Raw genomic sequence first — 14,119 nt, 5'->3', positions numbered from 1 at the left:
GCCGTAGAGCCTGTTTGCGATCTCCCAGGGGTCCCCCGCAAGATCGTAAACAGGCTCTTAGAAGACCCGTATCCGCATGAAAAGCTGCATGGCCAGCAGGCCCAGCACAAACCCGACCCCGCCATAAATGATGGACTGCAGCAGCCGGTTGGTGCGCTTTTGCGCATCCAGCAGCTCGCGCAGCACCTGCTGCTGGTCTGCCGGGCGCTGCCGCAGTGCGTCATAGACCAGGCGCGGCAGTTCGGGGATCAGCTTGGCGTAGTGCGGCGCCTCAGCGCGCAGCTCGCGCCACAGGCGCTGCGGGCCCATCTGCTCCAGCATCCATTTTTCGAGGAAGGGCTTGGCGGTGCTCCACAGGTCCAGCTCCGGGTCCAGCTCGCGGCCCAGGCCCTCGATGTTGAGCAGGGTTTTTTGGAGCAGCACCAGCTGGGGCTGGATCTCGACATGAAAGCGGCGCGACGTTTGGAACAGGCGCATCAGCACCATGCCCAGCGAAATTTCCTTGAGCGGGCGGTCGAAGTACGGCTCGCACACCGCGCGGATGGCCGATTCGAGGTCATTCACCCGCGTCTCTGGCGGCACCCAGCCGCTTTCGATGTGCAACTCGGCCACGCGCTTGTAGTCGCGCCGGAAGAAGGCCACGAAGTTCTGCGCCAGGTACTCCTTGTCCACTTCCGTGAGCGTGCCCACGATGCCAAAGTCCAGCGAGATGTAGCGCCCAAAGGTGGCAGGGTCCAGGCTGACCTGGATGTTGCCCGGGTGCATGTCCGCATGGAAGAACCCATCGCGAAACACCTGGGTGAAAAAGATGGTCACGCCGTCGCGCGCCAGCTTGGGGATGTCCACTCCCGCTTCGCGCAGGCGGTCGATCTGGCTGATGGGCACGCCGTTCATGCGCTGCATCACCATCACCTCGGCGTGGCAGAAGTCCCAGAAGATCTCGGGGATCAGCACCAGGTCCAGCCCCTGCATGTTGCGGCGCAGCTGCGCGGCGTTGGCGGCCTCGCGCACCAGGTCCAGCTCGTCGTGCAGGTAGTTGTCGAACTCGGCCACCACCTCGCGGGGCTTGAGGCGCTTGCCGTCGGCCGACAGGTTTTCCACCCAGCCTGCCATCATGCGCATCAGGCTGAGGTCCTTCTCGATCACGGGCAGCATGCCAGGGCGCAGCACCTTGACCGCCACCTCGCGCTCCACCCCCTGGCGGTCGCGCAGCGTGGCGAAATGCACCTGGGCGATGGAGGCACTGGCCACAGGCGTGCGGTCGAACGAGGTGAACACCTCGTCCACCGGCCTGCGGAAGGCGCGCTCGATGGTGGCCATGGCCACATCGGGGTCAAACGGCGGGACGCGGTCCTGCAGGCGGGCCAGTTCGTCGGCGATGTCAGCGGGCAGCAGGTCGCGCCGGGTGGACAGCACCTGGCCGAATTTCACAAAAATGGGCCCCAGACGCTCCAGAGCCTCGCGCAGGCGCTGACCCCGCGGGGCGTCCAGATTGCGCCCGATCGACACCACGCGGGAAATCATCCGCAACCAGGGCTTCTGGAAACTGTCGAGCACCAGGCCATCCAGGCCGTACCGGAAAACCACCCAGAGGATGGCCACCCCCCGCAAAAACCGCTTCATGCGTCGGCCCGGTCGGCGCCAGCCTGCGGCGATGGGTAAGCGGCCGGAGCCAGCGGAGCGGATGGGGCCGATGCCGCAGCGCCTGCGGCCATGCGCGCCCCCACAAACTGGCGCAGGGCCTGCGCGCCACGGCTGGCCACCTGGGCCACGGTGTGGGCGGGTGCATCACCGATCACGCGGGCCAGGTCTTCCTCGACATCCCAGCGCACATGGTCCACCAGCCAGTTGATCTCGGCCGCCAGCTGCACATCGCCTTCGATGCGGATGACAGGCTTGTCGCCGCGCAATGCGCCCTGGGCCAGGGTGAAGGGGGAGGTTTCGGTGACGTGCAACTGCAGATCCGGCGCAGCCGTCTCAGGGGCCAGGTTGAACAGGCCCGCAGGCGTGATGACCAGCGCCAGCGAGTACACCCGCCACTGCACGCGGGCGACGCGGCCCTTTTGCCGCACCAGGCGGTCCATGGCTTCCTGTTCCTGCATCAGCACATGGTTGAGGAACAGCACCAGACGCTGCTGCACCTCATGCACAAGCCATTGCGGGGGTTGCGGACCGGCGGCCACGCGCTCGAAAAGGCCGTCCAGAAAAGAGAAAGGGGACTGTGGTGTTGCCATAGTCCCCGATTATTCCCTGAACTGGAAAGCCCCTTGCACAGGGGCTTGCGTCTTTCTTTACTGGAGCGCCTGCACGCCCGCCACCAGCCAGCCGCTGCTGCCCGCCTTGGGCTTGGTCATGTTCCACACCTCGCGGAACGGGCTCGGGCCGGCCGAGGGTTCCTCGCGGATCATGCCGGAGAACTCGACGCTGGCCATGTAGCCGTCGCCCAGGTCCTCGATGCCCAGCAGCTGGGCTTCGATCATGACCACGTCCGTGTGGTTGGGCTGGGCACCCCGGTGGGCTTCACGCTCGGTCAGCTGCGTGCGGATCTCGTCCAGCATGCCGTCTGTCATCATGGAGCGCAGGGTGCTGATGTCCGAGCGGTCCCATGCAGCCTGCAGCGTGACAAAGTTGCGCTTGGCCGCCGACAGGAAACCTTCGGTGTCGAAATCGGCCGGAACGCCCCAATTCTGCGCGCCCGACAGGCCCGAACCAATGACCACACCCGCACCCGCGCCACCAGCCTGCGCAGCGCGAGAGGCATCAAAGGCCATGCTGTTGCGCTCCCAGGGGCGTGCCGAAGCGTCGTTGCCCACGTTGTTCGGGCTGTACTGGGGGGGCACTTGCGCCGCCGCAGGCGTTGCTGCCCCGGCACCCGCGCCGGCGCCCTGGAAGGCAAACGGTGATCCGCCAGCCGCTGCGCCACCGCCATTGCCCGCACCGCTGCGCGCGCGCATCACCAGCTTGAAGACCACGAAGGCGGCCACAGCCAGCAGCACAATCATCAGGATGTTGGCGAAACCCGCGCCCAGACCCAGCGAGCTGGCCAGCCATGCCAACCCGAGGCCTGCTGCCAGACCACCCAGCATGGCGCCCCAAGGCTTCTTCGCCGGTGCCGCAGGGGTAGCTGCGGGTGCAGCTGCCGGCTTGGCTGCTGCGGCACTGTTGACGTTCTGGGCAGGGGCACCCGGTGTGGCAGGCGGCGTTGCCGACTCGCGCTGCGTCACATTGCTCGACTGCTTGCCCGTCGATTTACCACCACCCAGCCGCCGGGCGTCGGCATCTGCGTGTGCCAACGCCAGCATCGCGACCAACACCACAGACCACAGTTTCATCATGACTTCTCCGTCTCCGTTAATCACCGAGCAACATGCTCAGCACTTGATTCCAACATGCAGGGCCACAATGCCCCCCGTCATGTTGTGATAGTCCACATGCCCAAAGCCATTTTTTTGCATGAGGCTTTTGAGTTCTTCCTGCCCCGGGTGCATGCGGATCGATTCGGCCAGGTAGCGGTAGCTGGAATCGTCGCCCGCCACCAGCTTGCCCAGCCGGGGCAACACCTTGAACGAATACCAGTCGTAGGCTTTCTCCAGCGGCTTGGCCACTTTCGAGAACTCCAGCACCAGCAGCTTGCCGCCCGGCTTGAGCACGCGGCACATCTCGGCAATCGCCTGGTCCTTGTGCGTCATGTTGCGCAGGCCAAACGCCACGCTCACCACGTCGAAATGCGCGTCGGGGAACGGCAGCCTCTCGGCGTCGCACACCAGGGTAGGCAGCACCACACCCGCGTTGATCAGGCGGTCGCGGCCCACGCGCAGCATGGCTTCGTTGATGTCGGTGTGCACCACCCGGCCCGTGGCGCCCACCTTCTTGGCAAAGGCCAGCGACAAGTCGCCCGTGCCGCCCGCGATATCCAGCACCTGGCTGCCTTCGCGCAGGTTCGCCACCATCACGGTGTAAGCCTTCCAGGCACGGTGCAGCCCCGCCGACATGAGATCGTTCATCACGTCGTATTTGGAGGCCACCGAGTCGAACACGCCGCGCACGTGGCGCGCCTTGTCCTGCTCGTCCACCGACTGAAAACCAAAGTGGGTCGTGCTCATAAGTTTCATGCTAGGCGCGCAAGCGCCAGAGGTACAGCGACAACCCCGCACTGAAATGGGGCTTGTGTCGCAATTTGGACAACGCCATTCAAAGAAAAATAGCCGTTACCGCGCATCCACATTGGCTTAACAGCTCTTCTTTCAATAGCACACTGATCAACAAGGGCTTCGGTGGCAACGCTCAGTGGCTGCTGCAGGCATGGCCGCCTGCACCACCTTTGGGCGCCATGGGTGCGTCACGGTCCACACCGGCGGCCGTCAGGCGCGCGGTGTACTCGGCCCACAGGGCCTCCTGTTTCTGCCCCAGTTCATAGAGGTAGTCCCAGGTGAAGATGCCGCTGTCATGTCCGTCAGAAAACGTGGGCTTGACCGCGTAGTTGCCCACGGGCTCCAGGTTCACCAGCGCCACGTCGCGCTTGCCGGTCTGCAGCACTTCCTGGCCCGGGCCGTGGCCCTGCACCTCGGCCGAGGGCGAATACACGCGCATCAATTCGAACGGAATGCGGAAGGTAGCACCGTCGGAAAACCCGACCTCCAGCACCCGCGAGGTCTCGTGCACCGTGAGTGCCTGCGGCGTGGGCGCGCCTGCTTTCAAACCTGCCATGGGACTCTCCTGACTAGAGAAAACTGTGTTGTGGATTGTGCCGGGGCCCCGCTGCAGCACCCGCCACGGGCCGGGTGCTGTGCAGCCAAGGGCGTGATCAAGGCAGCGGTAGCGCCGCCAGCCGGGGCTGCAGGGCCGCCTCCAGCGCGGGCAGCAACGCTCGCACGGCGTCCTCCTGCGCGGCCGGGCTGGGCCGCTGGGCGGGTGCCCACACGGGCGATGGAAAATGGCTGTCCCAACCGAACCGGGCAATCACATGCCAGTGCAGGTGGGGCACCACGTTGCCCAACGCGGCAAGGTTGACCTTGGTGGGAGCCAGGTGCTCGCGCAGGGCCTGCTCCACCAGCGCCACCGCCTCCATGCAGTGCGCGCGCTCGGCGGCCGACAGATCGGAGAACTCAGCCACATGCGCGTTCCACACCACACGGTAGAAGGCCGGAAAGCCCGCATCCTGGGCACGGATCACACGCAGGTGCTCACCGCGCCAGACGAGCGCACCGCCGTCTTCCGCGCACAGGGGGCACGCCATTTCCGCCATCAGACCAAGACCCGCTCGATGCCGCCGCCATTGGCACGCTCGACATACTCGGGCATCCAGTTCTCGCCCAGAATCTCGCGCGCCATCTCGACCACGATGTAGTCTGCTTCGAGCAAGCCGTTTTGCAGGTCATCCTGGTAGCGATTCAGGCCCTGCAGGCAGCTGGGGCAGCTGGTGAGGATCTTCACGTTGTCCTGGGCGGCCACGGCGCCACTCTCGCGCAGCTTGGCTTCGCCCTTGCGGATCTCTTCTTCCTTGCGGAAGCGCACCTGCGTGGACACATCCGGCCGGGTCACACCCAGCGTGCCCGACTCGCCACAGCAGCGCTCGCTCTTGAGCACCTGCTCGCCCACCAGCGCCTTCACGGTCTTCATCGAGTCCTGCTGCTTCATGGGGTTGTGGCAGGGCTCGTGGTACAGGTACGCACCCTTGCCCTGGAGCTGGATGCCCTTTTCGAGCAAATACTCGTGGATGTCGATGATGCGGCTGCCGGGGAAGATCTTGTCAAACTCGTAGCCCTGCAGCTGGTCGTAGCAGGTGCCGCAGCTCACCACCACGGTCTTGATGTCCAGGTAGTTGAGCGTGTTGGCCACGCGGTGGAAGAGCACGCGGTTGTCCGTGATCATCTTCTCGGCCTTGTCGAACTGGCCCGAGCCGCGCTGGGGGTAGCCGCAGCACAGGTAGCCCGGCGGCAGCACCGTCTGCACGCCTGCGTGCCAGAGCATGGCCTGGGTCGCCAGACCGACCTGGCTGAACAGGCGCTCCGAACCACAGCCCGGAAAGTAGAACACCGCCTCCGTCTCGGCCGTGGTGGTGGCCGGGTTGCGGATGATGGGCACGTAGTCCTTGTTCTCGATGTCCAGCAGCGCGCGGGCCGTCTTCTTGGGCAGGCCGCCGGGCAGCTTCTTGTTGATGAAGTGGATCACCTGCTCCTTGACCGGGGCCGTGCCCACCGTGGCAGGCGGCTTGGCCGTCTGCTTGCGGGCCACCTTGCGCAGCAGGTCCACCGCCATGCGCTGGGCCTTGAAGCCCACATCCACCATCGCGCTGCGCATGAGCTTGATGGTGTCGGGGTTGGTGGCGTTGAGCATGGTCATGGCCAGCGCATTGCCAGGCCTGAAGCTCTTCTTGCCCATCTTGCGCAGCAGGTTGCGCATGTTCATGGTGACGTCGCCGAAGTCGATCTTCACCGGGCAAGGGCTCTCGCACTTGTGGCAGACCGTGCAGTGGTCGGCCACGTCCTCGAACTCCTGCCAGTGCTTGATGGACACGCCCCGGCGCGTCTGCTCTTCGTACAGGAAGGCCTCGACCAGCAGCGAGGTGGCCAGGATCTTGTTGCGTGGGCTGTACAACAGATTGGCGCGTGGCACGTGCGTGGAACACACGGGCTTGCACTTGCCGCAGCGCAGGCAGTCCTTCACGCTGTCGGCAATCGCGCCGATGTCGCTCTGCTGCATGATCAGCGACTCGTGGCCCATCAGGCCGAAGCTCGGCGTGTAGGCATTGGTCAAATCGGCCTCTAGCGCCCGTCCATCTTGCGCAAGCAGCTCATTATTTCGTAGCAGTTTGCCCTTGTTGAACCGGCCTTCCGGGTCCACCTTCTGCTTGTACTGCGCAAACGGGCGCAGCTCGTCGTCGGTGAGGAACTCCAGCTTGGTGATGCCAATGCCGTGTTCGCCCGAGATTACGCCGTCCAGGCTGCGCGCCAGCACCATGATGCGTTCCACCGCCTCGTGCGCGGTCTGCAGCATCTCGTAGTCGTCGCTGTTGACGGGGATGTTCGTGTGCACATTGCCGTCGCCCGCGTGCATGTGCAGGGCGACCCACACGCGGCCCTTGAGCACGCGCTTGTGGATGGCGGTGGCCTCGTCCAGGATGGGCTTGAAGGCCGCGCCCGCAAAAATGCTCTGCAGCGGGGCGCGCAGCTGGGTCTTCCAGCTCGCGCGCAGGGTATGGTCCTGCAACTGCGGGAACAGCGTGGCCACGTCCCGCAGCCAGCCAGCCCACAGCGAGCGCACCTCGGCGACCTGCGCAATGGCCTGGGCCACGCGGTCTTCCAGCAGTTCGGCCGAGGGGATTTCGTTCGCATCGTCCTGCTTGCCCAGCGGCAGGTTGCCGCGCTCGAAGAACTCGGTGAGCGCGTCGCACAGCTTGAGCTTGTTGCGCAGGGAGAGCTCGATGTTGATGCGCTCGATGCCGTCGGTGTATTCGGCCATGCGCGGCAGTGGGATCACCACGTCTTCATTGATCTTGAAGGCGTTGGTGTGGCGGCTGATGGCTGCCGTGCGCTTGCGGTCCAGCCAGAACTTCTTGCGCGCCTCGGCGCTGATGGCGATGAAGCCTTCGCCGCTGCGTGAGTTGGCAATGCGCACCACCTCGCTGGTCACACGGGCCACCTCGTCGGCGTTGTCGCCCGCGATGTCGCCAATCAGCACCATCTTGGGCAAACCACCGTTGCCCTTCTTGCTCTTGGTGGCGTAGCCCACGGCCTTGAGGTAGCGGTCGTCCAGGTGCTCCAGGCCGGCCAGCAGCACGCCCGAGCGCTTCTGCTCGGCGAACATGTAGTCCTTGATCTCGACGATGCTCGGGACCGCGTCCTTGGCGTTGCCGAAGAACTCCATGCACACCGTGCGCGTGTGCTCGGGCATGCGGTGCACCACCCAGCGCGCGCTGGTGATCAGGCCGTCGCAGCCTTCCTTCTGGATGCCCGGCAGGCCCGAGAGGAACTTGTCCGTCACGTCCTTGCCCAGGCCTTCCTTGCGGAAGGTCTTGCCCGGGATCACCAGGGTCTCGGTGCGCACGGGTGTCTTGCCATCGGCCTCGAAATACTGCAGCTCGAAAGTGGCCACTTCCACGTCATGGATCTTGCCCATGTTGTGGTCCAGGCGCGTCACTTCCAGCCACTGGGCATCGGGCGTGACCATGCGCCAGCTGGCCAGGTTGTCCAGCGCCGTGCCCCACAGCACGGCCTTCTTGCCGCCCGCGTTCATGGCAATGTTGCCGCCAATGCACGAGGCCTCGGCACTGGTTGGGTCCACGGCAAATACAAAGCCCGCGCGCTCGGCCGCGTCGGCCACGCGCTGGGTGACCACGCCGGCTTCGGTCCACACCGTGCCGACTTCGCTGTCCATGCCAGGCAGGCGGCGCATCTCCACCTCGGTCATGGCTTCGAGCTTTTCGGTGTTGATGACCACGCTCTTCCAGGTCAGCGGGATCGCGCCGCCGGTGTAGCCCGTGCCGCCCCCCCGCGGGATGATGGTCAGGCCCAGCTCGATGCAGCCCTTGACCAGGCCGGCCATTTCGGCCTCGGTGTCGGGGGTGAGCACCACAAATGGATACTCGACGCGCCAGTCGGTCGCATCGGTCACGTGGGACACGCGCGAGAGGCCATCAAACTTGATGTTGTCCTTGGCCGTGAGGCGGCCCAGCGTGCGCTGGATCTGGCGGCGCAGCTGCGCGGCCTGCTCGAACTTGGCATCGAACTCGGTCACGGCGTGGCGAGCGGCCACCACCAGCTCGCCCACCAGGCGGTCACGCCCGGCGTCATCGGCCGGGGTGCGGCGCTTTTCGATCTCGGCCAGGCGGTGGTGCAGGGCCTCCACCAGCAGCTTGCGGCGGGCCGGGTTGTCCAGCAGGTCGTCCTGCAGATAGGGGTTGCGCTGCACCACCCAGATGTCGCCCAGCACTTCGTACAGCATGCGGGCCGAGCGGCCCGTGCGGCGCTCCTTGCGCAGTTGGTCCAGCACGTCCCAGGAGGCGGAGCCCAGCAGGCGGATCACGATCTCCCGGTCGGAGAACGAGGTGTAGTTGTAGGGAATCTCGCGCAGACGGGCGGGCTCGGCAGCCTGCGCCTGCAAGGCAGCCAACGCAATCGGAACATTCATGGGGGATCTACCTGGGGTGGGCGCCGCGCGCCCATGAGCCTCGGGGGGGCGATTTTAAGCCACTGGCCCTCCCCTTGCCGGGCCCGGGGCAGCGGCAAGGCAACAGCGACCGATGGCCGGGATCAGAAAAGCACGCGGCTTCTGAGCGTGCCGGTGACCCGCGCGAGCTTGTCCAGCGCCAGATCGGACGACGCTGCGTCGATGTCGATCACCACGTAGCCGATCTTCTCGTTGGTCTGCAGGTACTGGGCCGAGATGTTGATCGCGTTGTCCGAGAAGATGCGGTTGATCTCGGACAACACGCCTGGCACGTTGCGGTGGATGTGCAGCAGGCGGTGCTTGCCGGGGTGGGCGGGCAAAGCCACCTCCGGGAAGTTGACCGACGACGTGCTGGTGCCGTTGTCGCTGTACTTCACCAGCTTCTCGGCCACTTCGAGGCCGATGTTGGCCTGCGCCTCCATGGTGGAGCCGCCGATGTGCGGGGTCAGGATCACGTTGTCCAGCCCGCGCAGGGGCGACACAAACTCGTCCTTGTTGGTGCGTGGCTCCACCGGGAACACGTCGATGGCGGCGCCGAGCAGTTTTTTAGCCTTGAGCGCCCCGGCCAGCGCTTCGATATCCACCACCGTGCCGCGCGCGGCGTTGATGAGGATGCCGCCGGGTTTCATGGCGGCAATCTCGGCCGCGCCGATCATGCCTTCGGTGGACGGCAGTTCGGGCACATGCAGGCTCACGATGTCGCTCTGGCCCAGCAGGTCGTGCAGGTGCTGAACCTGGCGCGCGTTGCCCAGGGGCAGCTTGTTGACCACATCAAAAAATGCCACCTGCATGCCCAGCGCCTCGGCCAGCACCGACAGCTGCGTGCCGATGGAGCCATAGCCCACGATGCCCAAGGTCTTGCCCCGGATCTCGTAGGCGTTGTCGGCGCTCTTGAGCCAGCCACCCCGGTGCGCCACGGCGTTTTTCTCGGGCACGCCGCGCAGCAGCAGGATGGCCTCGGCCAGCACCAGTTCGGCCACGGAGCGGGTGTTGGAATACGGCGCGTTGAACACCGCAATGCCCCGCTCGCGCGCCGCGTTCAGGTCCACCTGGTTGGTGCCGATGCAAAAACAGCCCACCGCCACCAGCTTGTGCGCCTGGGCAAACACCTCTTCGGTGAGCTGGGTGCGCGAGCGGATGCCCACGAAGTGCACATCGGCGATCTTGCGCTTGAGTTCCTCGTCCGGCAGCGCGCCGGACACCGTCTCGATCTGGGTGTAGCCCGCCGCACGGATCACATCCACCGCAGAGGAATGGATGCCCTCCAGCAACAAAAATTTGATCTTGTTCTTGTCGAGCGAATTGAGGGCCATGGCAATAAGAATGAAGGTGAGAGAGGAAAGACTCCGGCGCGCTGCGGCGCGAACGAACCGGAAGAACGGAAACCAGCAAGCAGTCACCAGCATGGTGCATCGCACAAAACCTTGCAAGCCTCGGCAATTGCGCCACACATTGTCACAAAAGAGTCACAATCGCTCCCCTTGCGGGACCCCCAAGGGGTTTCCCCGGTTGTTGCAAGCGCTAGCGGTATGCGACAACGACATATCAATGTCACATCGGCTGCATAGCATCCAGCCTTTGTGCTTTTCGTCATCCTCGGAGGAAATATTCATGCAAACGAAGCATCTGGCGGTCTGCGCTGCCATTGCCCTGTCGGTCTGCGCACCTGTGCAAGCCCAGACACAGCCAGTCGAGATTCAGTGGTGGCACTCAATGAGCGCAGCGCTTGGCGAATGGGTCAACGACCTGGCCAAGCAGTACAACGCCAGCCAGACCAAGTACAAGGTCGTGCCCACCTACAAGGGCACGTATGACGAATCCATGACAGGCGCCATCGCCGCCTTCCGTGCAGGCAACGCGCCCCACATCCTGCAGGTGTTTGAAGTGGGCACGGCCACCATGATGGCCAGCAAGGGCGCCATCGTGCCCGCCGCCAAGGTGCTGAACGACGGCGGCTTCAAGTTCGAGCCCACCCAGTACGTGTCGGCCGTGGCCGGTTACTACACCGCCCCCAACGGCCAGATGCTGAGCTACCCGCTCAACAGCTCCACCACGGTGTTCTATTACAACAAGGACGCCTTCAAGAAGGCGGGCCTGGATGCCGACAAGCCGCCCAAGACCTGGCCCGAAGTGTTTGCCGCCGCCTCCAAGCTCAAGGCCAGCGGCCACAGCTGCCCCTTCACCACCAGCTGGATCAGCTGGACGCAGCTGGAAAGCTTCTCGCTGTGGCACAACACGCTGTTCGCGTCCAAGAACAACGGCTTTGACGGCACGGATGCCCAGCTGCAGCTGAACTCGCCGCTGCATGTGCGCCACTTCGAAAACCTGGCCAAGGCTTCCAAGGACGGCAGCTTCGTCTACAAGGGCCGGGGCAATGTGCCAGATGCCTCGTTCCCCTCGGGTGAATGCGCCATGATCACCGGCTCCTCGGGCCTGTACGCCCGCGTGGCCAAGGAAGCCAAGTTCGCCTATGGCATCTCCACCCTGCCCTACTACCCTGACGTGAAGGGCGCGCCGCAGAACACCGCCATCGGCGGCGCCAGCCTGTGGGTGATGGCTGGCAAGAAGGCCGATGAGTACAAGGGCGTGGCCGACTTCCTGAACTTCCTGAACGACACCAAGGTGCAGGCCGCCAGCCACCAGCGCACGGGCTACCTGCCTGTGACCATGGGCGCCTACCAGCTGACCGAGGCATCGGGCTTCTACACCAAGAACCCCGGCACCGATGTGGCCGTGACGCAGATGATCAAGAAAGCCACCGAAAAGTCGCGCGGCATCCGCCTGGGCAACTTCGTGCAGATCCGCTCCATCATCGACGAGGAAACCGAGCAGATCTGGTCGGGCAAGAAGTCGCCCAAGGAAGCCCTGGACACCGCCGTGACACGCGGCAACGAGCAACTGGCCCGTTTCGCACGCGCCAACAAGTAAGCGCTGCCTAGCGCCTGATGATGTTGCCTGGCTGCCCCGCCCGGTGGCATCGAAAGCCCGCCGCCCCGTCAACCAGCATGGTTCACGGGGCGGCGGGGTTTTCTTTTTGAGAGTTCCGACATGGAAAAACGCGTACTTTTTCGCTCTGCGTGGCTGCCCTGGGTGCTTCTGGCCCCCCAGCTGGTCATCATCAGCGTCTTCTTTTTCTGGCCTGCGGGCCAGGCCCTGGTGCAGTCCTTCCAGATGCAGGACAGCTTCGGCATGTCCACCGAATGGGTGGGGCTGGACAACTTCAAGCATCTGTTCGACGACCCGGGCTACCTCGCCTCGTTCAAGACGACGGCCTTCTTCTCGGTGCTGGTGGCGGCGGTGGGCATCAGTCTGTCGCTGATCCTGGCGATCTTTGCCGACCGCATCATCAAGGGCGCCATGGTCTACAAGACCGCGCTGCTGCTGCCCTACGCCGTGGCACCTGCCGTGGCCGGCGTGCTCTGGATGTTCATGTTCTCGCCTTCGCTGGGTGTGGTGGCCTACCTGCTGCGCCAGTCGGGCTTTGACTGGAACCACATGCTCAACTCCGACCATGCCATGGGGCTGATCGTGATCGCGGCGGTGTGGAAGCAGATTTCCTACAACTTCCTGTTCTTCCTGGCAGGGCTGCAGTCCATCCCCAAGTCGCTGATTGAAGCGGCCGCCATCGACGGAGCAGGCCCCTGGCGCCGCTTCTGGAGCATCCAGTTCCCGCTGCTCTCGCCCACCACCTTCTTCCTTTTGGTCATCAACGTGGTGTATGCCTTCTTCGACACCTTCGCCATCGTGGACGCCACCACACAGGGCGGCCCGGGGCGCGACACCGCCATCCTGGTCTACAAGGTCTACCACGACGGCTTCAAGGCCATGGACATGGGCGGATCGGCCGCGCAATCGGTGGTGCTGATGGCCATTGTGGTCGTGCTCACCGTCATCCAATTCCGCTACGTCGAGAAGAAAGTGCAGTACTGATATGAAGCACCCCCTGAGTCGCTTCGCGCCTTCCCCCTCCAGGGGGACGCCGCCCTCACGGCGGGGCGGCCCTTGCTCGGCGGCCCTCGCATGCGGCGCGCCATTCATTGGCGCAGTGAGCCATGCTTCGATCCTGAAAGATTCCAATGGTTGAACGTAGTCCTTATCTCACCGCGTTCTCGCACCTCATCATGGTGCTGGGCGTGATCATCGTCGGCTTCCCGCTGTACCTGGCCTTTGTGGCCTCCACCCACACCGCGCAGGACATCGTGCAGGTGCCCATGCCCATGGTGCCCGGCGGCAATTTCTGGAACACCTACCACGACACGCTGTTTGGCGGCGGCTCGGGCGCAGGCTCCACCGCCCCCGTGGCGCGCATGATGTGGGTGAGTTTTGTCACCGCCATCGTCATCACCGTGGGCAAGATCGCGATCTCGCTGCTGTCGGCGTTTGCCATCGTGTACTTCCGCTTCCCTTTCAAGGGTATCTGCTTCTGGCTGATCTTCATCACCCTGATGCTGCCCGTGGAAGTGCGCATCGGCCCCACCTACGAGGTCGTGTCCAACCTGGGCATGCTCAACACCTACGCGGGCCTCACGGTGCCACTGATCGCCTCGGCCACGGCCACCTTCCTGTTCCGCCAGTTCTTCCTCACCGTGCCCGACGAGCTGGTCGAAGCCGCGCGTGTGGACGGCGCAGGCCCGATGCGCTTCTTCAAGGACATCCTGGTGCCGCTGTCGCGCACCTCGATTGCCGCGCTGTTCGTGATCCAGTTCATCTACGGCTGGAACCAGTACCTGTGGCCGCTCTTGGTGACCACGTCCGAAGACATGTACCCCGTAGTGATCGGCATCAAACGCATGATTGCCGGTGGCGATGCAGGCAACGAGTGGAACATCGTGATGGCCACGGCCCTTCTGGCCATGCTGCCCCCGGCCTTTGTGGTCGTGGTCATGCAGCGCTGGTTCGTCAAGGGCCTGGTAGACACGGAAAAGTGACAAAAACACAAGCCAAACAAGCC

General features: G+C 64.5%; 11 protein-coding genes. 3 read left to right on the top strand and 8 right to left on the bottom strand.

Annotated features, from left to right (window positions below):
- Nucleotides 1-57: 57 nt before the first annotated feature.
- From ubiB to serA, 8 genes are all read right to left on the bottom strand, one after another.
- Nucleotides 58-1,623, bottom strand: a complete 1,566-nt coding sequence (gene ubiB / locus CBY09_RS03950; RefSeq protein WP_094286631.1) for a ubiquinone biosynthesis regulatory protein kinase UbiB — start codon at nt 1,621-1,623, stop codon at nt 58-60.
- The gene (locus tag CBY09_RS03945) at nt 1,620-2,234 is read right to left on the bottom strand and encodes a hypothetical protein (protein ID WP_094286629.1); all 615 of its coding nucleotides are present in this window, start codon (nt 2,232-2,234) and stop codon (nt 1,620-1,622) included. The genes ubiB and CBY09_RS03945 overlap by 4 nt, the downstream gene beginning before the upstream one ends.
- 57 nt (nt 2,235-2,291) lie before the next feature.
- Entirely contained in the window at nt 2,292-3,335 is a 1,044-nt protein-coding gene (locus CBY09_RS03940) for a Tim44 domain-containing protein (RefSeq protein WP_094286627.1), read from the bottom strand.
- A gap of 36 nt (nt 3,336-3,371) precedes the next feature.
- Complete coding sequence (ubiE, locus tag CBY09_RS03935) at nt 3,372-4,103, bottom strand: bifunctional demethylmenaquinone methyltransferase/2-methoxy-6-polyprenyl-1,4-benzoquinol methylase UbiE (protein WP_094286625.1); 732 nt, start codon at nt 4,101-4,103, stop codon at nt 3,372-3,374.
- Between the two features lie 181 nt (nt 4,104-4,284).
- Entirely contained in the window at nt 4,285-4,707 is a 423-nt protein-coding gene (locus CBY09_RS03930; protein WP_094286623.1) for a gamma-butyrobetaine hydroxylase family protein, read from the bottom strand.
- Between the two features lie 97 nt (nt 4,708-4,804).
- Nucleotides 4,805-5,236: an HIT family protein gene (locus CBY09_RS03925; protein WP_094287972.1), complete on the bottom strand. Its 432-nt coding sequence runs from the start codon at nt 5,234-5,236 to the stop codon at nt 4,805-4,807.
- Between the two features lie 8 nt (nt 5,237-5,244).
- Entirely contained in the window at nt 5,245-9,129 is a 3,885-nt protein-coding gene (locus tag CBY09_RS03920) for a DUF3683 domain-containing protein (RefSeq protein WP_094286621.1), read from the bottom strand.
- Between the two features lie 122 nt (nt 9,130-9,251).
- Entirely contained in the window at nt 9,252-10,481 is a 1,230-nt protein-coding gene (gene serA, locus CBY09_RS03915; RefSeq protein ID WP_094286619.1) for a phosphoglycerate dehydrogenase, read from the bottom strand.
- A 298-nt stretch (nt 10,482-10,779) separates the two neighbouring features.
- On the opposite strand from serA, the gene ugpB reads away from it, so the two are divergent.
- From ugpB to ugpE, 3 genes are all read left to right on the top strand, one after another.
- The gene (ugpB, locus tag CBY09_RS03910; protein WP_094286617.1) at nt 10,780-12,096 is read left to right on the top strand and encodes a sn-glycerol-3-phosphate ABC transporter substrate-binding protein UgpB; all 1,317 of its coding nucleotides are present in this window, start codon (nt 10,780-10,782) and stop codon (nt 12,094-12,096) included.
- Nucleotides 12,097-12,216: 120 nt separating this feature from the next.
- Nucleotides 12,217-13,098: a sn-glycerol-3-phosphate ABC transporter permease UgpA gene (gene ugpA, locus CBY09_RS03905; RefSeq protein ID WP_094286615.1), complete on the top strand. Its 882-nt coding sequence runs from the start codon at nt 12,217-12,219 to the stop codon at nt 13,096-13,098.
- A gap of 146 nt (nt 13,099-13,244) precedes the next feature.
- A complete protein-coding gene (ugpE, locus tag CBY09_RS03900; RefSeq protein ID WP_094286613.1) occupies nt 13,245-14,096 on the top strand; it encodes a sn-glycerol-3-phosphate ABC transporter permease UgpE in 852 nt (283 codons plus the stop codon).
- Nucleotides 14,097-14,119: the final 23 nt, after the last annotated feature.

The organism is Acidovorax kalamii (genome assembly GCF_002245625.1).
Taxonomy (GTDB): Bacteria; Pseudomonadota; Gammaproteobacteria; order Burkholderiales; family Burkholderiaceae_C; genus Acidovorax; species Acidovorax kalamii.
Note: the sequence above shows the minus strand (reverse complement) of the source record. Positions and strands in the feature narration are given on the sequence as shown.